The organism is Winogradskyella ouciana, from assembly GCF_965284585.1.
GTDB lineage: Bacteria > Bacteroidota > Bacteroidia > Flavobacteriales > Flavobacteriaceae > Winogradskyella > Winogradskyella ouciana.
This window is the reverse complement of the sequence record NZ_OZ260095.1, coordinates 555,555-579,827: the sequence shown is the minus strand read 5'-3', so window position 1 is coordinate 579,827 and position 24,273 is coordinate 555,555. Positions and strand designations below refer to the sequence as shown.

Below are 24,273 nucleotides of genomic sequence, written 5' to 3'. Positions count from 1 at the left end.
AGAAATTGAAACAAATAATAAAAAATAGAACCCAAAAATACGCAGCAGATTGCTGGCACTTGTGTACTAAGTTTCCTGTTTCTAGAGAGTTTAATGCTTTTTGTAATCAGTTGATAAGATGCTCAAGTTCAGTTGGTGCTAATTATAGGGCAGCATGTAGAGCTAAATCTGATGCTGATTTTATCAATAAGCTAAAAATAGTTGAGGAAGAGACAGATGAAAGTATGTATTTCTTAGAATTATTGCTTGAAGTAAGCAACAAAGAGCATACTGAAATAAAGAGGTTACATTCCGAAGGCAATGAGTTACTATCGATTGTAGTAGCATCAATAAAAACAATGAGAGCCAAGAATCGTAAATCGTAAATCGAGAATCGTAAATAAAAAGTGATAAAAATCAATAAAACTATCACTTTGAACATAGTCGATAAGTTGAAAAGAATAAGATAAATGTTATACTACCTATTTGAATATTTAGAACAACAGTTTCAATTGCCAGGCGCAACACTCTTTGGGTTCCTAACCTTTAGGGCAGCTATGGCTATCATTTTGTCATTGTTGATTTCTACAATATATGGTAAGCGCATTATAAGATTTTTACAAAGACAGCAGGTAGGAGAGACTATTCGTGATTTGGGATTAGAAGGACAGGTAGAAAAAGCAGGTACACCAACCATGGGTGGAATCATCATCATATTAGCAACTCTAATTCCTGTGTTGCTTCTGGCCAAGCTAGAAAATATCTACATCATACTGCTCATTATAACCACCCTTTGGATGGGAACAATTGGATTTATTGATGATTACATCAAAAAATTCAAAAATGATAAAGAAGGCTTAAAAGGAAAATTTAAAGTATTGGGTCAGGTCGGACTGGGTTTAATAGTTGGACTAACACTCTATTTTCATGAAGATGTAACGATTAAAGAAGAGTTGCCACTGCAAGAGCAAAGGGTTTTGCTAGCAGAAAACCCAAATTTACCAGAAGCACAATTGTTCGATGTGGCAGAAAAATCGACCAAAACGACAATTCCTTTTGTAAAGAACAACGAGTTTGATTACTCAGATTTAATAACGTGGATTAGTCCAGATTTAGAACAATATGCCTGGATTATTTTCATTCTGGTAAGCATCATCATAGTTACGGCAGTTTCCAATGGAGCCAATTTAACGGATGGAATCGATGGCTTGGCTGCAGGCACATCGGCAATTGTTGTACTAACTCTAGGAATTTTTGCCTGGGTTTCTGGTAACATCATATTCTCACAGTACTTAAACATAATGTATATCCCACAAGTTGAGGAAATCACTATTTACATCGCAGCCTTTGTGGGTGCATTGGTTGGGTTTCTTTGGTACAATGCGTATCCAGCACAAGTTTTTATGGGTGATACGGGAAGTTTAACCATTGGTGGAATCATTGCTGTAATCGCCATCGCAGTTAGAAAAGAGTGGTTAATTCCATTGTTGTGTGGCATTTTCCTGGCTGAAAATTTATCGGTAATGCTACAGGTGAGTTATTTCAAATACACGCGAAAGAAATATGGTGAAGGCAGGCGAATTTTTAAGATGTCCCCTTTGCACCATCATTATCAAAAATCAGGATATCACGAAAGTAAAATAGTCACACGATTTTGGATTATTGGCATTTTGCTAGCCATTATTTCGATAGTGACATTGAAAATTAGGTAATGAAAAAATTGGTGATTCTTGGTGGTGGAGAAAGCGGAGTAGGAACAGCACTTCTAGGAAAAGCAAAAGGATACGACGTATTTGTTTCAGATAGAGGAAAAATTAAAGAAAAGTATAAAGACGTTCTTTTAAATAATGAGATTGAATTTGAAGATGAACAGCATACGGAATTAAAAATTCTGAATGCAGATGTCGTTATGAAGAGTCCTGGTATACCAGATAAAGTGGCTTTGGTGAAACAAATTCGCGAAGCTGGTATAAAGGTGGTTTCAGAAATTGAATTTGCTTCAAACTATACCGATGCAACTTTGGTGGCGATTACAGGAAGCAATGGTAAAACAACGACGGCAACCTTAACGCATCATTTACTTAAACAAGAGTTAGATGTTGGTTTAGCCGGAAACATAGGTGACAGCTTTGCAAAACAGGTTCTAGAGAAAAATCACGACAACTATGTTTTGGAAGTCAGCAGTTTTCAGTTAGATGATATTCATGATTTCAAACCTAAAATTGCGGTTTTAACCAACCTTACACCAGATCATTTAGATCGATACGACAACAAGTTTGAAAACTATATCGCTTCAAAATTTAGAATTGTAGAGAATCAAACAAAGGACGATTTTTTCATCTATGATGCAGATGATGAAGTGATTTTAGAATGGCTTCATAGTCATCAAATTCAATCCAAAAAACTGCCTTTTTCATTGACTAAAGTCATGGATCAAGGCGCATATTACAAAAATAATAAGATAATAATAACAATAGATAACAATCAAATCATTATGCCAACAGAAAACATAACATTAGAAGGTAAACATAACGTTAAAAATGCAATGGCAGCTTCTACTGTGGCGCATTTATTGAAAATTAGAAAACAAACCATTCGCGAAAGCCTGGAGAACTTCCAAGGAGTGGAGCATCGATTGGAGCACGTATTGAAAATCAACAAAGTGCAATATATCAATGACTCTAAAGCGACCAATGTCAACGCGACTTATTTCGCTCTAGAAAGTATGGATGCACCTACGGTTTGGATTGTTGGTGGAGTTGACAAGGGTAACGACTATAAAGAATTGTTTCCGTTTGTTAATGAAAAAGTAAAGGCAATTATCTGTTTGGGTGTGGATAATGGAAAGTTATTTGAGGCTTTTGGTAATATGGTCGATGTTATTATTGAAACGCAGTATATGAGCGAAGCGGTTAAAATAGCATACAAATTGGCAAACGCTGGTGATAATGTGCTGTTGTCGCCTGCTTGTGCAAGTTTCGATTTGTTCGAGAATTACGAGGATAGAGGTCGTCAATTTAAAAATGCGGTTAGGAATTTATAAAAGAATACTTGGTGACTGAGGTTCTAGAAATCACCATAATTTTAGGATAAAAAGCTTTAAGAGCCTCAGCAATCATATAAAAGGAATGCAAAACATATTCAAACAAATAAAAGGAGACAGAGCCATTTGGGCAATAGTTACCCTATTGGCTATTTTTTCCTTTTTACCTGTTTATAGTGCGGCAAGTAATCTGGCTTATGTGGGAGGTATAGGAAGTACGTTCTCTTATTTTGTAAAGCATTTTATGCATTTAGCACTTGGTTTTGCCATTATCTATGGTATTCATAAAGTGCCTTATAAATACTTCAGAGGATTATCAATGATAATGGTGCCTATTGTTATTGTTCTTTTGGCCATCACAATGTTACAGGGAACAACTATTGAAGGTGCTAACGCAAGTCGCTGGATTCAGATTCCTGTGGTTGGTGTTTCTTTTCAGACCTCTACCTTGGCGGCAGTGGTATTAATGGTTTATGTAGCACGTTATCTGTCTAAAATTAGAGATAAAGATATTAGCTTTAAAGATACGGTCTTACCACTTTGGGCACCTGTATCTTTAATTTTATTACTCATTTTACCTGCTAATTTTTCGACAACTGCTATCATATTTACTATGATCATGATGTTGGCGTTTATTGGTGGTTATCCCATAAAATACCTTGCGATTGTCATAGGGACAGGTTTGGTGGCACTGACCATGTTTATTTTAGTGGCTAAGGCATTTCCAGAGCAAATGCCAAATCGTGTAGATACTTGGATGAGTCGTATTGAGAATTTTGCCAATGGAGAAGATACGGAAGCCGATTATCAAATTGAAAAGGCAAAAATTGCGATTGCTTCAGGTGGCATTCAGGGAGTAGGACCTGGAAAAAGCGTTCAGAAGAACTTTTTACCACAGTCGTCCTCTGATTTCATTTTTGCCATCATCATAGAAGAATATGGATTGTTAGGTGGTATGTTTCTATTAGTGCTGTATTCATGGTTGTTATTTAGAATAGTCATTGTATCTCAAAAATCAGATACCATTTTTGGGAAGTTATTGGTTCTGGGTGTTGGCTTGCCAATTGTATTTCAAGCATTAATAAATATGGCAGTTGCCGTAGAGTTATTTCCTGTTACGGGTCAAACCTTACCGTTGATAAGTAGTGGTGGAACATCGATTTGGATGACATGCTTAGCCATTGGGATAATTTTAAGTGTTAGTGCCAAGCGCCAAGAAATTAAAGATAAGGAATCAACGGAGGATGTAAATCCACTAGATATATTAAGCGAAACAATTTAATGAGTAACTATAAATTCATATTGTCAGGAGGCGGAACAGGAGGTCATATCTATCCTGCAATCGCTATTGCAAATGAATTAAAATCGCGCTACCCGAATGCCGAATTCCTATTTGTTGGTGCCTCTGACCGAATGGAAATGGATAAAGTGCCTCAGGCTGGTTACAAGATTGAAGGCCTATGGATATCGGGAATTCAAAGGAGATTGACATTAAAAAACCTGGCATTCCCATTTAAGCTAATGACAAGTTTGATGCGCTCTAGAAATATCATTAAAACCTTTAAACCAAATGTGGTGATTGGTACAGGTGGCTTTGCAAGTGGGCCATTGTTACAAGTGGCAACATCTAAAAACGTGCCTAGTTTAATACAGGAGCAAAATTCATATCCAGGTATTACCAATAAACTATTGGGAAAGAAGGTGGATACAATTTGTGTAGCTTATGAAGGTTTAGAGAAATTCTTTCCAAAGGAAAAAATAAGAGTGACTGGCAATCCTATCCGAAAAGATTTATTGGAGGTCAAAGGAAAACATATAGAAGGTAAAGATGCCTTTACGCTTATCCATAGTAAATACACACTTTTGGTACTAGGGGGAAGTTTGGGTGCAAGACGGATAAATGAACTTGTTGAATCAAATCTCGAATTTTTTGAAGCTCAAAATGTTCAGGTGATTTGGCAATGTGGTAAACTCTATTATGACAGATATAAGCAGTACAATGGGCTGAAACATGTTCAGGTGCATGCATTTTTAAATAATATGGATATGGCCTACGCAGCAGCAGATGTTATCATCTCAAGAGCTGGAGCGATTTCTGTTTCAGAATTGTGTATAGTGGGCAAGCCTGTAATATTTATCCCGTCACCAAATGTGGCTGAGGATCACCAAACCAAGAACGCAAAGGCCGTTGCAGATAAGAATGCCGCAATTTTAATTAAAGAAGGAGACTTGGATACTGAGTTTGAGAATCAATTTTCAGAATTGATAACAAATGAAGAAAAGCGAAAAGAATTATGTAAAAATATTGAAACATTGGCACTTGTAAATGCTACCAATGACATTGTTGATGAAGTTGAGAAATTATTGAATAAAGCCCATCTTCCGTCTTCACAAAGGGAGGAAACCCAAAATGCATGAATAAAAAGGATAAAGAAAATATAAGCAATCGTGATACAGCCCTTCCTTCTGGGAAGGGTTTGGGATGGGCTTCTAACGTCTATTTTATCGGTATCGGAGGTATCGGTATGAGTGCTTTGGCGCGTTATTTTGTGGCCAACGGAAAACAGGTAGCGGGTTACGATAAAACTCCGAGTGAAATCACCAAGACCTTACAAGATTTAGATATAGATGTTCACTTTAATGATAATGTTTCTAATATAGATTCAAAATATTTAAATTCAGAAACTACTTTGGTGGTTTATACACCAGCAATTCCAAAAGACCATTCCGAGTTAGGCTATTTCCAAGCTAATGGTTTTCAGGTTTTGAAACGTTCAACAGTTCTCGGTGAAATTACAAAACAAACAACCTGCCTAGCGGTTGCCGGTACGCACGGCAAAACAACAACGACCAGTATTTTAGGACATTTATTAAAGGAGTGCGATGTGCCTGTTACTGCTTTTTTAGGTGGCATTAGTGAGAATTACAATTCAAACTTAATCCTAAATGGAACCGAAGTTACGGTTGTGGAAGCAGATGAATTTGACCGTTCATTTTTAACGTTATCGCCAGGCTTGGCCTGTATCACCTCAATGGATGCAGATCATTTAGATATTTATGGAGATGCTTCAGAATTGGTAAAAACATTTGAAGATTTTTCAAAATGTGTTAAGCCTAACGGCAAGCTGTTCGTTAGAAATGGATTGCCATTAGATGGTATTACCTATGGCATTGAGGACCATTCAGATTATAGTGCACAAAACGTAAGAATAGAAAATGGAAGTTACGTGTTCGATGTAAGGACACCTAACGGATTATATAAAGATTTCAAATTTAACCTACCTGGTAGACACAATCTGTCGAATGCAATAATAGCCTTAGCGATGTCTGTAGAATATGGACTCCCTCATCCGCAGCTCGCTAAGGGATTAGCATCTTATAAAGGCGTAAAACGCAGGTTTACCTATCAAATCAAAACGGATGATTTTGTGTTTATCGATGATTACGCACATCACCCAGAAGAAATTAATGCCGTGCATCAGGCGGTTAGGGAAATGTATCCGAGTAAAAAGGTGTTGGCGATTTTTCAACCACATCTTTATACAAGAACGCGTGATTTTGCAGATGGTTTTGCTGAAAGCCTTTCAAAATTTGACGAAGTAGTGCTCTTGGACATTTATCCTGCAAGAGAGTTGCCTATTGAAGGAGTGACTTCAAATTGGCTATTGGAAAAAATTAAAAACCCAAATAAAAAATTGATTTTAAAATCAGAATTAATTAATGAAATAAAAACATCGGATGCTCAAATAATTTTAACATTGGGTGCAGGAGATATCGGAGAAAAAGTTAAACATATAAAAGAAGCTTTTAGTATTGCGAATTAATTATAACTACATAAAAATCATTGGTTTACTGCTTTTGGTGGTTGGTTTATTTGCATTTTCAAAACACAGAAATAGTAATAGAAACACCTCTGAACCAATCATTAAATTCTTTGGGGAAAACAAATTATTCATTACCGAAGCAACTGTTAGTAAATTGTTAATACAAAATCAACAGTCCGTTACGGGACAACCTAAAGAAATTATAGATTTGAACGAATTAGAAACTGCCCTAAATTCTAATCCAATGATAAAGAAAGCAGAAGTGTTTATGTCAGTGAACGGTGAGCTTTCAGCAGAAATTGAACAAAAACGACCTATTGCACGAGTCAATACAAATGCATCATATTACATTGATGATGAAGGATCATTTATGCCATTGTCATCTAATTATGCAGCAAGAGTACCATTAGTTACTGGTAGTGTTAAGAAAAATGATTTAGAATCGGTTTTTCAATTTGCCAAGACTGTAGATGAGGATGAGTTCTTAAAAAAACATGTCATTGAGATTCGTCAGAACGACGATAAAACCATTGATTTTAAAATTAGAAAAAGTGATTTTGTTGTTCATTTAGGAACATTGAATCAGTTAAAAAAGAAGATAAATAATTTTAAGGCCTTTTATCAAAAAGCTTTAAAAGACAAGATATTAGATAATTACAAACTTGTGAATCTCAAATTTGATAAGCAAGTGATTTGCACCAAAATATAGGCTATGGACAAGCATGACATTTCGGTAGGTTTAGATATAGGAACCACAAAAATTGTGGCCATGATTGGTCGTAAAAACGAGTACGGTAAAGTTGAAATAATTGGTGTTGGCAAATCCAAAAGTATGGGTGTGCATCGAGGTGTTGTAAATAATATTACACAAACCATACAATCTATTCAGCAAGCAGTGCAAGAAGCAGAAGCAGCGGCATCTGAAAAAATTGAAGAAGTAACTGTTGGTATAGCAGGTCAGCATATCCGCAGTTTACAACATAGTGATTACATCACACGTGCTAATTCTGAGTTGGTAATTGATGAAGCGGATATCGATCGCTTAATCAATCAGGTGCATAAGTTAGTGATGCTTCCTGGTGAGGAAATTATTCATGTATTGCCACAAGAATTCAAGGTTGACGGTCAGGCAGAAATCAAAGAACCAATTGGCATGTATGGCGGGAGATTGGAAGCTAATTTTCATGTCGTTGTTGGGCAAGTGTCATCCATCAGAAATATTGGGCGCTGTGTAAAAAGTTCAGGTTTACAACTTGAAGGTATTACACTCGAGCCATTGGCCTCTGCAAACGCGGTACTGAGTCAGGAAGAAAAAGAGGCTGGTGTAGCATTGATTGATATAGGTGGCGGAACTACAGATTTAGCGGTATTCAAAGACGGAATTATTCGTCATACAGCTGTGATTCCATTTGGTGGTAACGTTATTACCGAAGATATTAAAGAAGGCTGTTCAATCATTGAAAAGCAAGCAGAGCTCTTAAAAATAAAGTTTGGATCAGCCTGGCCAGGTGAGAATAAGGATAATGAAATTGTATCTATTCCAGGATTAAGAGGAAGAGAGCCTAAGGAAATCACATTAAAGAACTTGTCTAAAATCATTCATGCTCGAGTGGTTGAAATTATAGAACAGGTATATGTAGAGATAAAGAATTATGGCCACGAAGAACAAAAGAAAAAACTAATTGCGGGAATTGTATTAACTGGAGGTGGAAGCCAGTTAAAGCATTTAAAGCAATTGGTAGAATATATCACTGGTATGGATACCAGAATAGGTTATCCTAATGAGCATTTGGCAGGCGATAGTGATGACGATATTGCAAGTCCGTTATTTGCCACAGCAGTTGGTTTGGTAATGGATGGCTTAAAGCGTCAAGACAGAAAGCGAGCAGAAGAATTAGAAGAAGAAATGCTTAATACAGCAGAGACGGAACGCGGTGCAGATACAGAACCAGAAGCAGTTGTTGAAGAACCCAAGAAAGAGCGTCGTTCATTTTTAGATAAGTTAACCGAACGTGTTAAAGAGTTTTTGGATAACGCTGAGTAGCGCTAAGACGAATGTAAAATAGAAATTAATTAATCAAGAATATAAAATCCCATAATCTCAAAAAATATGAGTAATAGCAACGAATTTGGAAACATCTCATTTGATTTGCCTAAGCATCAATCTAACGTTATTAAGGTGATTGGTGTTGGTGGAGGTGGTAGCAATGCCATAAATCATATGTTTCAACAAGGTATCAAAGGTGTTGATTTTGTGATTTGTAATACAGATGCACAAGCACTTCAAAATAGTGGTGTTCCAAACAAAATTCAATTAGGAGTTAACTTAACCGAAGGTTTAGGAGCTGGTGCCAACCCAGATGTTGGTGAGCAAGCCGCTGTTGAAAGTTTGGAGGATATCCGCAGAATGTTAGATACCAATACCAAAATGGTGTTTATTACTGCTGGTATGGGTGGTGGTACAGGTACAGGTGCTGCACCTATCATTGCCAAGATGGCAAAAGAACTGGATATTCTCACGGTTGGTATTGTTACGATGCCATTTCAGTTTGAAGGTAAAATGCGTAATGAACAAGCGCAGCGTGGTATTGAAAACCTACGTGGCCATGTAGATTCGTTAGTGGTAATAAACAATAATAAACTACGTGAAGTATACGGAAATCTTGGGTTTAAAGCAGGATTCTCAAAAGCCGACGAGGTGTTATCTACGGCATCAAGAGGAATAGCTGAAGTTATAACACATCACTACACACAAAACATTGATTTACGTGATGCTAAAACAGTTTTAAGTAATAGTGGTACGGCCATTATGGGATCGGCTACAGCTTCTGGTCAGACTAGAGCCCAAGAAGCTATTATGAAAGCGCTGGATTCGCCATTATTAAACGATAATAAAATTACAGGTGCCAAAAACGTATTGTTGCTCATCGTTTCTGGATCACAAGAAATAACTATTGATGAAATAGGTGAAATCAATGACCATATTCAGAATGAAGCTGGTCATGGAGCTAACATTATTATGGGTGTTGGTGAAGATGAGTCTCTACAGGAGTCCATTGCTGTAACTATCATTGCTACAGGTTTTAATCTTGATCAACAGAACGAGATATCAAACACTGAGACCAAAAAAGTTATTCATGCTTTAGAAGAAGATGTAGCTGAAGAGTTAGGAGTTCAAGAAAGAGATCCTGCAATCATTACACCAGATATAGTTTTAGAAGAGAAAAAAGAAGAACCAGTAGTGAAGCACTTATTGGTTGATGATGAGGAAGCTGAAAAAGAAGGGAATAACGGTATGAATATCATCCCTACTACAGATTTGCTTAGAAACATGCATGTGATTTATGATGAAGTTTTAGATTCTAAACCTCAGATGGATACAGAGCCTGAAGAATTTGTAATCACTCCTATTGAAAACAAAGCAGAAGCTATTGATATAGAACCAGAGGAAGAGCAAATTACACTAACATTTGATTTGCCATTGTCTAGCACAAAACCTGAAACAGAGGAAGAAACGGAATCTGGTGAAGAAAAAATGTTTTTTAGCTTAGATGATGACGTAAAGGATATAAACGTTAATGAACCTGTTGAAATCATTTCTGTAACAGAGGTGAATGAAGAAGGCGAAAAGCGTTATGCTTTAGATGATTTTGAAACGTTTGAGTCATCAATGAACACAAATACAAAAGAAGCTGAAGTAAAAGAGGAAGTCGTTTTTGAAAAGAAAACACTTCCTGTTGAAGATACAGAGGAAATTACTGAGGATGAGATTGATCCTATGAACAGTCCAATTTCTGAGCTCATTAAAGCACGTGCCGATGAGCGCAGAAAGCACATGAAGGATTTTAACTATAAGTTCAATACAGCTAAAATAGACGAAATAGAAAAAGAACCTGCTTACAAAAGACAAGGTGTTAATTTAGAGGATGCACAGCATTCATCAGAAACCAACGCTTCTAGAATGTCTGTCGGTACAGATGATAACGACGATATTCAGTTAAGAAGTAACAATTCATTTTTACACGATAACGTAGATTAATAGCAAATTTAAGTTAAGTGTTTACACACTATTGTCAAAGCCCAAAAAGTTCCTCAATCTTTTGGGCTTTTTGTTTTTCTTTAGTGTTGAATTCTAAACCATGCTTATCTTTTTTAGTATCTTCGCACATCTATTTAATTAAGTTAATATGAGCTTACAAAATGATATTATGGCTGCTATGAAGACAGCTATGAAAGAAAAGGATAAAGTAGCTTTAGAAGCTTTAAGAGCGGTTAAATCGGCTATTTTATTGGCTAAAACATCTTCGGGTGGTAATGAAGAACTTACCGAGGAAGAAGAGCTTAAGATTCTTCAAAAATTGGTGAAGCAACGTAAAGATAGTGCTGCTATTTATTTAGAGCAGAACAGAAAGGACTTGGCTTTGCCAGAGATTGACCAAGCAGAAGTGATTAGTCAATTTTTACCTGAGGCATTAAGTGAGGAAGAAATCGAAAAGGTCGTAGTAATGACCATTGATGACATTGGTGCAGAGGGTATGAAAGATATGGGCAAGGTGATGGGAATAGTAAATAAGGAGCTCTCAGGTAGAGCAGATGGGAAAACAATTTCAACTATTGTCAAAGCTAAGCTAATGTCATAGCACATAAAATATTGGCTGCGTAGTTCAATTGGATAGAATATCAGATTTCGGCTCTGAGGGTTAGGGGTTCGAGTCCCTTCGCAGTCACCATAATAATTAGACCACGCTTTAAGGCGTGGTTTTTAATTTCTTTCTATATTTAACCATGATCTTAATCTACCTTCAGGAGACGCAAGCACCTACAATGAACCCTACTTTAAAATTGATTTTTACAATCACATTTTTTGTAGGTATGGCTTCAGTCGTTCTAAGCAGATTCTACATTTATTTTGAACAAGTCTATGCCTTAAAATACAAGAGGCCTTTTTTTAAAAATACGATTGTATTTAAAAAAGATCTTAGTGACACCCAGGTAAGACTTCTAGAAAGCGAATTTTCTTTTTACAGAAGACTGAACACAAAAGATAAGGCCATATTTAGGCATCGATTGGCCACATTTATAAAACAAAAGCAATTTATTGGTAGAGATGGTTTAGTACCTAATAATGAAATGAAGACTTTATTATCTGCTACAGCTATTATGTTAACATTCGGTTTTAGGGATTACCTTATAGAACTAATAGAAATGGTTATCATATATCCTACAGCCTATTTCTCGGAAATAAATAAAACGTATCATAAAGGAGAAACTAATCCACTTATGAAGGCTATTGTTTTTTCTTGGGAAGACTTTAAAAAGGGTTATCATATTGGTGATGATAATTTAAATTTAGGCATCCATGAGTTTGGGCATGCCATTCATTTAAATGCTTATAGTAATAATGACGTAAGTAGTTTAATATTTAATGAAGGTTTTAAGGAACTTACCAATTACTTGCAAAATCATAAAGTTGTGAGAGAAAACCTAATTGCTTCAAAATATTTTAGAGCTTATGCCTATACCAACCATTATGAGTTTTTTGCGGTTCTGTTAGAAAATTTCATTGAAACACCACAAGAATTTAAGTCACAATTTCCTAAACTTTATAATTACATGAGGCAGATGCTCAATTTTAAATATGCAGGTTATTAAATTGCTTAAAATAAAATCTTATTTTTAAGCATTCATTATATAGGTTTACATGAAAAAAATATTGGTAACTGGAGGTGCGGGATTTGTAGGTTCTCATCTTTGCGAACGTCTGCTCAAAGAAGGTAATGAAGTCATCTGTTTAGATAACTATTTCACAGGCTCAAAACGCAATATAGAGCATTTAATGGACCACCATTATTTTGAATTGGTACGACACGATATTACCAATCCTTATATGGTAGAGGTCGATGAAATTTATAATCTGGCATGTCCAGCATCACCTGTGCATTATCAGTATAACCCAATAAAAACGGTAAAAACCTCGGTGATGGGTGCCATAAATATGTTAGGTCTCGCTAAACGTGTTAAGGCAAAGATATTACAGGCTTCAACAAGTGAAGTTTATGGAGATCCCAATGTACACCCTCAACCAGAGAGTTATTGGGGAAATGTGAATCCTATAGGGTTACGCTCTTGTTATGACGAAGGCAAACGCTGCGCGGAAACCTTGTTTATGGATTATCACAATCAAAATAATGTTGATATAAAAATCATCAGGATTTTTAATACTTATGGACCTCGAATGCACCCTCAAGATGGTAGAGTGGTATCTAATTTTATTGTACAAGCGTTAACGGGTAAGGATATTACCATTTTTGGTGATGGTACCCAAACAAGAAGTTTTCAATATGTAGATGACCTAATTGAGGGCACTATACGTATGATGGGTTCTAGATCTGGATTTACAGGACCAGTTAATATTGGAAACCCTGTAGAATTTACAATGCTGCAATTAGCTAACGAAGTTGTAGAACTGACGGGCTCAAAATCTAAAATAACATATTTGCCCTTACCGCAAGACGACCCAATGCAACGTCAGCCAGACATTAGCTTGGCTAGAAAAGAATTAAATAACTGGGAACCAAAAGTGCCATTGAAAGAAGGTCTTAAATATACCATTGATTATTTTGAAAAACTCTTATCAAAATAAATGGGTAAATCAATTGATTTTACCATATCTAACAAAAAAGAAAAAGCCTCATTATTAAATGAGGCTTTTTTATTATAAGTTATATAAATTTATAATGCAAAAATAACCTGTAAATGTGTTTGATAATGGTTATTATCCAAACCACTTTCTTTATGGTTTAGAGCAAACTTTGCAATAACTTGTCCTCTAATACCTATGGTTTGTCTTCTATTTAGCCAGACTAGAACGCCTCCACCAAAATTGGCTGAAATATTTGTGTTATCTATAGAGAAAAAACCTACCCCAGCATTACCATAAAAATCGAGCCAATCAGCGTCTGGAAAAATATGCTTGCCAAAATAGTATTTTGCATGAGTATCAAAAGAGGTATAAGTGAAATCTTCACTTAAAATAACTCCATCAATTTCATCATTTTTAGAAAATTTATTCAAGGTGAATCCTTGTTCAATCGATAATCCAGATGTCCAGCCGACTTCAACTGCTAAGGATATAGGAAGTCCGTTTGCCCAATCTCCAGGACTGTTGATTGGTGATTGGGTTCCTAAACTGTTAATTGCGTTTAATCCAACACTGGCAAACCACTCATTATCGTTCTTTTGTGCGTTGGATGATAAACTAAAAGAGACTAATATTAGTAATAAAATTAATTTTTTCATGCTAAGTTCAATTTATTCAAAGGTAAACTTTATCAATTATAAAACAAATAATGATGTAAAGTTATTAAGGTTAAATATAATAAAATCATTAAGAATTACTCAAAAGTAATTTAAAACGGTTATAAATGCGTTTTTTATCATTTAAAATAGCCTTTCTATAGTCTTTATTTTTTAAAAAAAATAAGGTTCTCCCAAATAGCAATAAAGACGAGTCGATGATCTTTAGCAACGTATTCCAAAATTTATAAAAGCTAATATGAGTTAATTTAAAAAGATAAAATGAGGTTAAAAAACTCTCTTTAGACTGTGTAAGAACTTTAATATCTTTAAAGAACAGCCCTAATAAGTTGAAGTATTTACTGTAAATCTTATTATTGTAGTCCGAGGAGTTAAAATTTTGATCTCTTAATAATATTAGGGTATCATACGCAGAACGGAAACTGATACTATTAAACCAACTACCTTTATCGTTAATTTGATAGTTAAGAATATTGTGTCTCAATAGATGAGCCCTTGATGGAATTGAGATTTTATTTTGGTATTGTTTCTTTTTGAGAATATTGGAGGTTGTAAGATAGGAGTCTTTGTAGGTAACAAATAACGTCTTATGCAACTCAACGGCGCAAATGTGATGTTCTGTTTTTAACCTAGGCAAATGTTTGTGTTCAAAAAAATCAAAACCGAGCGTCTGCTCCGTGGGTGAATATGCTTTTGTTTTTAGCAAGTCAAAAGCAAGGTCTAATTGGTCTGTGGCAACAAGAATGTCAATATCGCCAATCATACGTTCAGCAATGTCATCATAACAATCTAAAGCTAAAAGTGCTGCACCTTTCAAAAAAGCATGCTCAATATTGTGCTTATTGAACCATTCTGTAATGATATTAATTTGATCGAGAATTGCTGAGTTTCTTTCTCTGTTTAATTCAGTAATTTCTTCTAAATATTCATTTAAATCATTAGGTAGAATATGAAGAAGTTCTTTCGATTGTAATCGACAATATAAAGCTGGTAAAACAAGATGTCTACTACCTTCCGTAACTATAGCATCCCAATCAAAGGATGAATGACTGAGAAGTTGCTCTAATTCAGAATTAGAAGTTTCAAAACTCAGGATATCAGCTATGTTTTGATATGTTACGGCTAGATTACCCATTTAATTTTGAAATATATACCCAAATATAAGTATTATTAATTGCTCTTGAATTCATTAAAAATTGTCGAAAGCTCAGTAATAACAGTATCGGTGTCGCTATAGCTTAGTTGATATAAGTGGACGGTTTTTAACCAATCTAAAAATTGTTCAGCATGCAATGGGTGGTGAGATAGCCAGGAATCTGGTATAAGAGTTTCTAAAATGGTCTTAATTGAAGCAGGTTCTACAGTCGTTTTGGCATCAGCCTCATAATTGACCATGATTATGGCCTTACAAGGATAATTGTCCTTTTTAGGATGATCGCATGGTAAATACCTTAGTGGGCCTTTGTTTTTATTGAAAACGGTAATAGGTAAATTCTCAAAATCCGTTATCAAGGGTTGTAATACACTAAATGCGCCTTCCTTTATTGAAATTGCCGATGGGTTATGATAAATATGACCATCTTTAGCTAGCATTGGTGAGACATCATCAGCTAATAATTCATAACCATTTGCAGCTAATAGTGCACATAAGGTGCTTTTTCCTTTCCCAGAATTACCAATAAATAAGATGGAGTTGGTACCATCAGAGATTGTAGATCCATGAAAAGTGCCTACCCAGTCAGACTCGTCTTTATCGTGCATTACACAGAGCAATTGCATAATAAATTTACCTTGTAGTAAATGATAATCGCGTTGAGGTACAGATGTAATTAATTGCTGGTTTTTAAATAATGATAATTGCCCCTTATTTAAATAGATGTCAAAGGTGATTTGAGCGTCTATATTGTTTTTATTAATCTCAAGATGAGCTATGGCAGGGTGAATGGTGTTTTTAACCAATTCAGTATCATAGTTAATCGTTATCAGCTTATCATTTACGCTATAATACTTTGTTATATTACTGTTGCTATGGTTAAACTCAGCGCTATCTTCTAAAGATGAAGTGTTTCTTGCGTTGCAGCTTTCTAAATAGATTTTAAGGTTGTTGGTAATGGTACTGAGATTAGAAACATGCTCAACAGAAGAAATTTTAGACCCAAATTCATCTAAAGAATTGGATTTTAAATAAAAATCTAAAAGGGATTTAAACTCAGATTCAACTATACTATAGTTATTGGATGTTGAGTACCACAATACCCAATACTGACCAAACAACCGTTGATATGTTGGTGCTAAGTCGTTATTCAAAATATAAAAAGAAAATTAATCGAAGGGGTTTCCTCCTGGATCTGGGGGAGAAGATGATTGTGCTTTAAGTGGATTTAAAATCACAAAAGTTCCTACAGCTGTTAATGCAGCATACTTACCCATTTTTTTAATGGCATCTTTACGTGTGATTTTATCTGTATGGTTATCTTTCTTCATGGCAGTAGCCTAAATATTTAAATCAAAAATAATAAAATAATTTATTTATAAAGCCATAATCTCAAAAGGATTATGATAAAAAAACTAACTTAAGTATAAAAAACGAGATTTTATCAAAAATACAAATTTAATACACGGCATTACAGTGAAAAAACCTCGTTTCTTTATAGTTGTATACGCAAAACTACTACGCCTGGTTTTAGTTTAATATTATTTTTTCAGTTTTACTTGTACGGTCATTAGATAATTCTACTATATAAACACCAGTACCCAATTCACTTGCAGTAATGGTTTGTAGTGTTGTAGTGGTATCTAACTGTTGAGAACGCACCAAACGCCCTTGTATGTCATAAATATTGGCAATGGTATGCTCTACGAGTTGTCCCGAAATAACAATACTGCGTTGCGCCTGATTGGTATAAATCGTTAAATCATCAAAGCTATTTTCAACGGTTGATAAGGAGCTGTCAGAAAATCTTAAATAGAATCTTCCAGTCCCGATCAATTCAGTCGCTGGTGTAAGTACATAATCACCTGAACTTAGCAATGTTGATGTTGAGGCTACAGTATCATCTAAATACACTTCAACGGTACCTGGTAATGTGTTGGTTGATACACTAAAGGTAAGCTGCTCTCCTTGGTTAGCATTAACACCTAAGGCAACCGTAGTATCACCATAATCCATATCACCTAAGGCCTGTATAATAAATGGCGTTCCGTCATTGTCTTCCACAAGAAGCGAATAGATTGAAAATGGAGGTGCAGTACCACCAAATATGGCGGCATCGTAACCTGGATCCAACCCTAAACTTGCATTCGCATTAAAATAAAAGTCCGTAACAGCGCCATCAGTTGCCGTTGTCAATTGAAGTTCTAAATTAATAAGGGAACCACCACGCCCAATAATGAAATCATCATCGGTTCCTGTGGTACGTATAGCAGGCGTAAATTCTACATCGTAAGCTGCAACGTCAGCAGGATCAGCACTTACCAAAAACCCTTGGCCAGGTGCAATTACTGTGGTAGGTAGCGTAGTTGCCAAATTATAAACCGTATAACTATTGGTATTGTTATTAACATCACCATCATAGCCATAGATTGCAGCCGTATCTGGCTGAAATAAGTCTACGTTTCTAACACCAGTATCAACCTCATGCTCCAAGAAGTCTCGAGCCAAGATATAAGAAGGATATGGATTACCGATTAAATTCCAGTCTGCTTGCGTAGGACCTGAGTTTACAATATTATAACTCTCGCTATCTGTTATTACTGTACCAGAAAAAGTAAGTGTAGATGTATTGTTTGTAGCAGCTCTATAACCAACACGAGCATCTAATACCGTAGCTGCATTTGTTGTGGTAAAATAGTTCTCGTATGTGCCAGTGGTTTTATCGAATATGGCAAAGGCCTTTTCTGTGGCATCCCCAGGGTTTTCCAATAAATTAGGGTTGGCTGCAGCAAAATCACCAAAGGTTTGCCCAGAGACAGGTGGTGATATCAAATCGTTATCGCCAATTGCATTGGTGTCTCCTAATGTAGAGTTGCCGTTAACGTGCCTTTCGTAATTTACAGTACCCGTAATGGTGCCTTCTGGTATGAGGCTGGAATAGCTTGTAGAAACGGATTCTAACACAAGATTACCGTCGTTAACTATAGCTCCTGTAACCGTCAAAGCATTACCAGGAGTTATTATAACGTCTCCACCAGTATTAACGGTTAGAGATTTAATGGTAAGAGTACCATCTATAACTAAAACTGCGCCACTATTTACAGTCACGTCGCTGCTTATCAAATCTCCCATTAAATTCAAGACTCCAGTATCAATAACTGTTGCACCAGTATATGAACATGAAGCTCTGTACTCCACTCGTGTGGAAGGTTGCAAGGCGTCTAAATTATCTCTTCCAATAATCACAGGCTTAGAACCTGTAATGTCACCGTTGATAATAATTGACCCATTAGTATCTGTCCCAGCGATTCTTAATTCCGTTACGGCACTTGTTGCTCCAAGGGTTCCCAGAATTAATTTACCAGTAGAGCGCGTAGTAATCCATGCTGGTCTTGTTCCAGCATCCGAAAATAAAAGATCATTTTCAATAGTCTGGTCTACTGAGGAATCACTCAGAATCCAACTTGCATCACCTCCAAAGTCAAAAAGGTGTACCGGGTTGCCTATAATTGTGTATGAAGTGCCTCCAGAAAAATACAAACGCCATTGGCTTGCAAACGGAGCATCGTCATTGTTACTTGTAGTACCTCCACCACCTTTAAATTCTAATTGGGCATAAGTATAATCTCCACCTCCGCCACTCCAATTTGATGAATTGGTCCAATCACCAGATCCAGTCCATTCCCGATATTCTTGGCCATCAGAATAGTAAAATGTAAAACATATGGCTAATAATAAGTAAATCTGTTTCATAAGTAAGTGTTTTTAATAGTGTAATATAATTGAAATATTAGAATTGGTCGTTAATTTTAAAACACGAAATCGTTTTCGTGTTGATAAAATTAGTGAAAATTACCCAATATTAACATATAAAAAAGTGGACTATACCAATAGCCCACTTTTCAACCGTATGAATTATTCTAAACTAAAGTATCTTAATTTAAGATCACTTTTTGTGATTTACTCGAAGTGCTATTACTAACTTTTACGACATAGACACCAGTACTTAAATCACTAATGTTAATGCGTTGTGTTCTTAATGCCGTATCTAAAGCAGTACTGAGCACTTGTCTTCCTTGAAGGTCATAAATATGTGCCACAGAAAATTCTGGTAATTCTCCAGATATAACAACAGTTTTCTCAGTTCTATTGGTAAAAATGTCTATTTGGTCAAAAATAGCAGTTGGTACAGATAAGGCGCTATCACCTAGTCGCAAGTAAAAACGCCCTGTGCCATTAAGATCTACAGAAGGTGTTACCGTATAATCATTAGAGTTTAATAATGTAGAAGTGTTGGCTACGTTATCATCTAGATACACATCGATACCATTAGGTAAAGTATTTGTATCAATGCTAAAAGTCAGTTGTTCTCCTTGGTTAGAGTTAACGCCTAATGGAATGGTAACGTCTAACATATCTTCCAAACTCAAGGAATTTATGGCCATACTTCTACCTGTATTATCTTCTACCAAATGAGAATATAACAAGTGTTCAGAAGTAAAGGCATCTAAGGTGGCTGCATCAAATCCTGGGTCTAGACCTCGGGTAGAATGATCATTAAAATAAAAACTTGTTGTTTCACTGGTTGTCCCATTCAATTTCAGTTTCAAGTGGTGATTTGTACTATTTCTTCCTTCGATAAAATCATCATCACCTGTTGTAGTACGCATATCAGCTGGGAAACCAGAGTTACCCGCAAAAACAACTGTACCAGCATTACCAGAAAGATCTCCTGTGTCTGCTGCCACAAAAAAGGCTTGACCAGGTGCAATGTTCAGTGTGTTATTGGATGTGCCATTAATTATAGTAAAATTACCTATAGTTTGGTCACTACCAGAGTAAGTACCACTGTTATAGCCGTATATGGCTATTGCAGTAGGGTCTAAAATAGCTCCATTGGTGCTCAACCAAGCTTGTGCATCTACATAACTGGCAAAAGGGTTACCTATTAAATTCCACTGCGAGCCTCCTGCCACAGGATTGGTGAGCATTATAGTCTGGTTGGCTTGCAAAGCATCACCTGTAAACGTCAGGGTTTCACCTGTCGTCGTGGCGACTCTATAGCCTTTGGCAACTACAAGTGCATCTGTACTATTAGAATCATAATTTTCATAATCTGGCACAGGAGCTCCATTGTTGTACGGGCCAAATGCATAAGTGGTGGCTATGGTTGTTTGTGAGGCTAACTTAGTAGCATTAGTTGGACTTCCAAGCGTTAAAAACGTATCAAAAGTCAATCCACCAGAAGGAAATAAAGGCAAGGAAATTAAATCGTTGCCACCTGTACCAGTAGCACCTGTACCTACTTCATTTACAAAACGGTTATAGGCAATACTACTATTTATTGACCCGTCCGATATTAAACTTGAAAAACTAGATGACGTAGATCTAAGTGTTACGTCAGAGGCATTAAGTGTACCTCCTGAAGACACAATTAAGTTGGCCCCAGGATTGGTAGTTACAGAGTTTACGGTTATGCTAGAACCGATGGTTGCTATGTTATTTACACTTAAAATCACAATATCATCACCTGCTCCAGGAACGCTGCCGCTGCCCCAATTGGCACTGTTACTCCAATCGGTGTCGACAAAACCTTTCCATGTCGGAGTTGAAAAAGGAACGCCTGCTCTATTGTGTAAGCCTGGTGATGCTGCAACAGGATTGCCGTCAATACTTAGGTGTTGTACAAAACTCCCAAACAAATCTTCACTGCGACCTAAGGATTGGTCATCACCACCTTCTGAGCCATAAGTGTAGCTGGCAATAACGTTGCTACTTGTATCCTCTAATGTAACCGTATCTCCTCCATTGTTGAGCTCCAAAGCACCAGTTGATGCTATTTCAGAAGCTCCGCTGATTCCTGTTGGTGTTCCACCGCCAAAAACGACTATAGAGCCTCCGGCAGGTAAAACGATACTTCCAAAAACATGCTTTACACCAAGTGCGTCCGATAGAGTATATCCTGTTATATCAACTGCTGTAATATCATTGTTTACCAGTTCAACAAATTCATCGTCTGTGGTATTGACTGTTCCATCACCATTAGCATCAATTCCTGTAGGATCAGCTAATATTTCATTAATAACAATGTTTGGTAATGGAGGGGTGTCATCATCAAGTATCGTTACCGTATGCGTAGCTTGCGAAATCACCAAACCAGTGACTGAACTGGTCTCCGTAATAGTCAGTTCTACCGTTTCATCGTCAAAATCGGCATCGTCGTTAATATCTATAGTAATATTTTGGGTGCCATCAGCCGTAAACGATAATGGTGTTGGAGAAGTAAACGTATAATCACCAGGTTCAGCTGTACCACCGGTCACATTAACATCGATATCAATTTGATTACCATCGTAATTGCTTACAGTAATAGGTATGTTTGAGCTTGTAAACGTAGTATTGGTTTCATTTTCTGTGCTTGTAGCAGAATCAAAGCCTATCGTTGGATTTGAGCCACCACCAACACTGGTTACTGTAAATTGAGAAATATCATAGCCATCTCCTGATCCATTCTCAGAAAACTCAAAACCAACCTCTAATGTAGAAGCGCCAGACACATCTAAGCCAACAATAGAATAATTTACTGGGTTGCCATTACTTGTAGCACCTATCGATGTTTCAACCCTTGTGCCACCATCCAAAATATAGAAATAAGTAAAATCACCATCATTTGCGCCAGAATTCACACCAGTTGCTGAGATATCAACAGTTGAGGTGCCAGAGACATCGATTGCTTGACTAGTAAAAATACCTTGACCTCCCCAATCATCACTTTGTAGCTCTCCGCCAACCACTTCAAATGTGTTAGATGTGCCATCGGTTGCAGGAGTATTTACATAAGATAAAGTCCATGCATTTGGTGCTAAACCAAATGGACCAGCAGAAGCTGGACCTGCAGCTGGAGGGGATGAGGTCGTGTGGGCAGGAAACCCATCACCATCATTCGAGAAGTCGGCATCATATATGGTCTGCCCAAAACCAAAGCTAGTAAATAAAATGGCAACTAAAAAAGTGTAAAAATGTCTCATGTGTATTCTAAATATTTATTGTTTTACTATAACAGAAAATATTCAGTTAAGGATATGAGTGCAGAAAAGGGAAAACAAATATAATAAAACTATACATGGTTTTGATATTTACATATTAACAAAGCGTTAATAGAAGTGAATTTAACAATTAGAGAACATAACACTAAAATAGTACTCCTCGTTTTAGGAAATTACTGATAGCATAAAGAAGAATGGTTTCTCGAGTAAAACAAATTGGCCTATAAATATTATAAACATTATGACCGTTATTCACTAAGTCGTATGAGGTACTAAGCCTTTAAGGCTAGGGGTTACAGCGTATGGAAGGGATTATCGAAAAAGAAAGAAAATACCTAAATATGTTAATAACATTGTTTTATAAAACAAAATGTTGGTTGCATCTTTGTATCTGTCAGTTAGGCACTTAGCTATAGTGTACTATGACAAACAACTTTTATTAATTTAAATTTTAAAATGCCTATGGCAGTAAAATTTCAGGCGCAAGCCAAACGAAACCCTCAGGATATTACATTGCCTGAGAAGTACTACGCAGCAGCGATAGCTGATGGCGAAGTAGATTTAGACATGCTCGCAGAGCAAATTGCGTACGAGTGTACGGTAACCGAATCAGATTGTTATGCCGTGTTGCTCTCACTAGAGCGTAACATCATTCAATCCTTAGATGCTGGTCGTATTGTTAGACTCGGACGCTTAGGTAATTTTCAGGTTGGTCTTAGCTCAGAAGGAGTGGACACTGAAGAAGAAGTAAACGCTAGTTTAATTACAAAATCGCGTATTTTGTTTAGACCAGGCAAGCGTTTACGACAATTATTGACAAATTTGTCATATAAAAAAGCGAGTTAGGATCCGTTTTTTTAATTAGCCTAGAGCTATGTTGGCCTTGAGTGTTTCTTACCGCTCAAGGCCTTTTTTTTGTGTCATTCAGAGGGAACGCAGAGACCGAAGAATCTCATCGAATTATAAGCAAAAGATTCTTCGCTATGCTCAGAATGACAATCTCCTTATCATCCCAACAAACCACAGCCACCTGTCATTCCGACAAAGAACAGTGTCGTTTGTCATTCAGAAGAAGCCCAGTATCGTTTGTCATTCGAAAGAAATACAGTATCGCTTGTCATTCAGAGGGAACGCAGAGACCGAAGAATCTAGCACATAAAAAAAGAGATTCTTCGCTATGCTCAGAATGACATTCCGCCTGTAATTGACTACGCCGACCACGAAGTGCCGACTATCTTCAATTTTAGATGAAACACAGTTTTTGTCATTCAGTAGGGAACGTAGAGACCGAAGAATCTCTTAGAACACGCACTAAAAGTCGCTCAACGTCCACTAAAAACCTCATCAACATCCAAGCAAAAGTACCGCAACCTCCAAGTCAAAGCTCAGCACCTTAGCACCAAAAGTTCAGCACCTTTTTAAGGATACTATGCGCAATGGTTGTTAACAGCATGATTTTTAGGTTTTGGCCTCAGATTATTTTACGTAAAAAATGAATTGAAGCGAAGGATTAAGTCAAATATGTTGAAGCACAAAGCTAAAATCACTTAATAATGTAAGCAATATATTCTAAAATCTTATGGTGTTACGGGATCTTTATCTTTGCGCCGAAGCGAAAGAAATTTTTAGTAAAATCATCTACAGTCTTGATTTTTTCGGTTCTTTTTTTTATCAAGGAACTGCGAAGCAATCATGAATAAAAAATGAACAAGACTAAAACCACAGTAGCTTTCGAATAGAACGGTAATCTTGTATAAAAACAAATATAAACCACAAAAAAAAGCCTAAAAAGCGAGTTAGGATCCCTGTTTTTTAGGCTAAAGCTATCTTGGCCTTGAGCGTTCTTACCCGCTCAAATCGATAGTGTATGGGTACAAAAGTACAATATTTAATAGACTTTTTTGCTGGTGC

Annotated in this window: 19 protein-coding genes and 1 tRNA gene; 14 read left to right on the top strand and 6 right to left on the bottom strand. The window is 36.4% G+C overall.

What is annotated here, in order from left to right; all coding sequences use genetic code 11:
• Positions 1–5 precede the first annotated feature (5 nt).
• The 13 genes from ACQ65V_RS02620 (at position 6) to ACQ65V_RS02560 (ending at position 13,489) form a co-directional block, all read left to right on the top strand.
• The gene (locus tag ACQ65V_RS02620; RefSeq protein WP_430466759.1) at positions 6–365 is read left to right on the top strand and encodes a four helix bundle protein; all 360 of its coding nucleotides are present in this window, start codon (positions 6–8) and stop codon (positions 363–365) included.
• 84 nt (positions 366–449) lie between these two features.
• The gene (gene mraY, locus ACQ65V_RS02615; RefSeq protein ID WP_273291855.1) at positions 450–1,691 is read left to right on the top strand and encodes a phospho-N-acetylmuramoyl-pentapeptide-transferase; all 1,242 of its coding nucleotides are present in this window, start codon (positions 450–452) and stop codon (positions 1,689–1,691) included.
• On the top strand, positions 1,691–3,022 hold the full coding sequence (gene murD, locus ACQ65V_RS02610; RefSeq protein WP_430466758.1) for a UDP-N-acetylmuramoyl-L-alanine--D-glutamate ligase: 1,332 nt from the start codon (positions 1,691–1,693) through the stop codon (positions 3,020–3,022). Before mraY ends, murD begins: the two co-directional genes overlap by 1 nt.
• Positions 3,023–3,107: 85 nt before the next feature.
• Positions 3,108–4,304, top strand: coding sequence for an FtsW/RodA/SpoVE family cell cycle protein (locus ACQ65V_RS02605; protein ID WP_155088337.1), 1,197 nt, complete (start codon positions 3,108–3,110; stop codon positions 4,302–4,304).
• On the top strand, positions 4,304–5,440 hold the full coding sequence (gene murG / locus ACQ65V_RS02600) for an undecaprenyldiphospho-muramoylpentapeptide beta-N-acetylglucosaminyltransferase (RefSeq protein ID WP_430466757.1): 1,137 nt from the start codon (positions 4,304–4,306) through the stop codon (positions 5,438–5,440). The genes ACQ65V_RS02605 and murG overlap by 1 nt, the downstream gene beginning before the upstream one ends.
• Positions 5,437–6,846, top strand: coding sequence for a UDP-N-acetylmuramate--L-alanine ligase (murC, locus tag ACQ65V_RS02595; RefSeq protein WP_430466756.1), 1,410 nt, complete (start codon positions 5,437–5,439; stop codon positions 6,844–6,846). Before murG ends, murC begins: the two co-directional genes overlap by 4 nt.
• On the top strand, positions 6,836–7,555 hold the full coding sequence (locus ACQ65V_RS02590) for a cell division protein FtsQ/DivIB (RefSeq protein WP_430466755.1): 720 nt from the start codon (positions 6,836–6,838) through the stop codon (positions 7,553–7,555). The genes murC and ACQ65V_RS02590 overlap by 11 nt, the downstream gene beginning before the upstream one ends.
• A 3-nt stretch (positions 7,556–7,558) precedes the next feature.
• Positions 7,559–8,890, top strand: a complete 1,332-nt coding sequence (ftsA, locus tag ACQ65V_RS02585) for a cell division protein FtsA (RefSeq protein WP_155088341.1) — start codon at positions 7,559–7,561, stop codon at positions 8,888–8,890.
• A gap of 66 nt (positions 8,891–8,956) precedes the next feature.
• The gene (ftsZ, locus tag ACQ65V_RS02580) at positions 8,957–10,885 is read left to right on the top strand and encodes a cell division protein FtsZ (protein ID WP_430466754.1); all 1,929 of its coding nucleotides are present in this window, start codon (positions 8,957–8,959) and stop codon (positions 10,883–10,885) included.
• A gap of 148 nt (positions 10,886–11,033) precedes the next feature.
• Entirely contained in the window at positions 11,034–11,486 is a 453-nt protein-coding gene (locus ACQ65V_RS02575) for a GatB/YqeY domain-containing protein (protein WP_273291843.1), read from the top strand.
• A 13-nt stretch (positions 11,487–11,499) separates the two neighbouring features.
• A tRNA-Arg gene (locus ACQ65V_RS02570) sits at positions 11,500–11,576 on the top strand.
• A gap of 55 nt (positions 11,577–11,631) precedes the next feature.
• The gene (locus ACQ65V_RS02565) at positions 11,632–12,498 is read left to right on the top strand and encodes a zinc-dependent peptidase (protein WP_430466753.1); all 867 of its coding nucleotides are present in this window, start codon (positions 11,632–11,634) and stop codon (positions 12,496–12,498) included.
• A gap of 49 nt (positions 12,499–12,547) precedes the next feature.
• Complete coding sequence (locus ACQ65V_RS02560) at positions 12,548–13,489, top strand: UDP-glucuronic acid decarboxylase family protein (protein ID WP_273291839.1); 942 nt, start codon at positions 12,548–12,550, stop codon at positions 13,487–13,489.
• An 89-nt stretch (positions 13,490–13,578) separates the two neighbouring features.
• Here ACQ65V_RS02560 and ACQ65V_RS02555 read toward each other — a convergent pair whose 3' ends face one another.
• The 6 genes from ACQ65V_RS02555 to ACQ65V_RS02530 all read right to left on the bottom strand — a co-directional run bounded on the left by ACQ65V_RS02555 (position 13,579) and on the right by ACQ65V_RS02530 (position 22,344).
• Entirely contained in the window at positions 13,579–14,145 is a 567-nt protein-coding gene (locus ACQ65V_RS02555; RefSeq protein ID WP_430466752.1) for a hypothetical protein, read from the bottom strand.
• Between the two features lie 88 nt (positions 14,146–14,233).
• Positions 14,234–15,298: a nucleotidyltransferase family protein gene (locus tag ACQ65V_RS02550; RefSeq protein ID WP_430466751.1), complete on the bottom strand. Its 1,065-nt coding sequence runs from the start codon at positions 15,296–15,298 to the stop codon at positions 14,234–14,236.
• Positions 15,299–15,333: 35 nt separating this feature from the next.
• The gene (locus ACQ65V_RS02545) at positions 15,334–16,470 is read right to left on the bottom strand and encodes a hypothetical protein (protein WP_430466750.1); all 1,137 of its coding nucleotides are present in this window, start codon (positions 16,468–16,470) and stop codon (positions 15,334–15,336) included.
• Positions 16,471–16,485: 15 nt separating this feature from the next.
• Positions 16,486–16,647 (bottom strand): hypothetical protein, encoded by a 162-nt coding sequence (locus ACQ65V_RS02540; protein ID WP_202913882.1) that lies wholly within the window; start codon positions 16,645–16,647, stop codon positions 16,486–16,488.
• Between the two features lie 199 nt (positions 16,648–16,846).
• Positions 16,847–19,069, bottom strand: a complete 2,223-nt coding sequence (locus tag ACQ65V_RS02535) for a T9SS type A sorting domain-containing protein (protein WP_430466749.1) — start codon at positions 19,067–19,069, stop codon at positions 16,847–16,849.
• 182 nt (positions 19,070–19,251) lie between these two features.
• Complete coding sequence (locus ACQ65V_RS02530; RefSeq protein ID WP_430466748.1) at positions 19,252–22,344, bottom strand: lamin tail domain-containing protein; 3,093 nt, start codon at positions 22,342–22,344, stop codon at positions 19,252–19,254.
• A 480-nt stretch (positions 22,345–22,824) separates the two neighbouring features.
• On the opposite strand from ACQ65V_RS02530, the gene ACQ65V_RS02525 reads away from it, so the two are divergent.
• Positions 22,825–23,208: an HU family DNA-binding protein gene (locus tag ACQ65V_RS02525; RefSeq protein WP_155088351.1), complete on the top strand. Its 384-nt coding sequence runs from the start codon at positions 22,825–22,827 to the stop codon at positions 23,206–23,208.
• The last annotated feature ends 1,065 nt before the right edge of the window (positions 23,209–24,273 follow it).

What these genes read in the sequence shown, in the direction of transcription:
- mraY (WP_273291855.1), top strand. Translation starts at nt 450, where the DNA reads ATGTTATACTACCTATTTGAATATTTAGAACAACAGTTTCAATTGCCA.
- murD (WP_430466758.1), top strand. Translation starts at nt 1,691, where the DNA reads ATGAAAAAATTGGTGATTCTTGGTGGTGGAGAAAGCGGAGTAGGAACA.
- ACQ65V_RS02605 (WP_155088337.1), top strand. Translation starts at nt 3,108, where the DNA reads ATGCAAAACATATTCAAACAAATAAAAGGAGACAGAGCCATTTGGGCA.
- murG (WP_430466757.1), top strand. Translation starts at nt 4,304, where the DNA reads ATGAGTAACTATAAATTCATATTGTCAGGAGGCGGAACAGGAGGTCAT.
- murC (WP_430466756.1), top strand. Translation starts at nt 5,437, where the DNA reads ATGAATAAAAAGGATAAAGAAAATATAAGCAATCGTGATACAGCCCTT.
- ftsA (WP_155088341.1), top strand. Translation starts at nt 7,559, where the DNA reads ATGGACAAGCATGACATTTCGGTAGGTTTAGATATAGGAACCACAAAA.
- ftsZ (WP_430466754.1), top strand. Translation starts at nt 8,957, where the DNA reads ATGAGTAATAGCAACGAATTTGGAAACATCTCATTTGATTTGCCTAAG.
- ACQ65V_RS02575 (WP_273291843.1), top strand. Translation starts at nt 11,034, where the DNA reads ATGAGCTTACAAAATGATATTATGGCTGCTATGAAGACAGCTATGAAA.
- ACQ65V_RS02565 (WP_430466753.1), top strand. Translation starts at nt 11,632, where the DNA reads ATGATCTTAATCTACCTTCAGGAGACGCAAGCACCTACAATGAACCCT.
- ACQ65V_RS02560 (WP_273291839.1), top strand. Translation starts at nt 12,548, where the DNA reads ATGAAAAAAATATTGGTAACTGGAGGTGCGGGATTTGTAGGTTCTCAT.
- ACQ65V_RS02555 (WP_430466752.1), bottom strand. Translation starts at nt 14,145, where the DNA reads ATGAAAAAATTAATTTTATTACTAATATTAGTCTCTTTTAGTTTATCA.
- ACQ65V_RS02550 (WP_430466751.1), bottom strand. Translation starts at nt 15,298, where the DNA reads ATGGGTAATCTAGCCGTAACATATCAAAACATAGCTGATATCCTGAGT.
- ACQ65V_RS02540 (WP_202913882.1), bottom strand. Translation starts at nt 16,647, where the DNA reads ATGAAGAAAGATAACCATACAGATAAAATCACACGTAAAGATGCCATT.
- ACQ65V_RS02535 (WP_430466749.1), bottom strand. Translation starts at nt 19,069, where the DNA reads ATGAAACAGATTTACTTATTATTAGCCATATGTTTTACATTTTACTAT.
- ACQ65V_RS02530 (WP_430466748.1), bottom strand. Translation starts at nt 22,344, where the DNA reads ATGAGACATTTTTACACTTTTTTAGTTGCCATTTTATTTACTAGCTTT.
- ACQ65V_RS02525 (WP_155088351.1), top strand. Translation starts at nt 22,825, where the DNA reads ATGGCAGTAAAATTTCAGGCGCAAGCCAAACGAAACCCTCAGGATATT.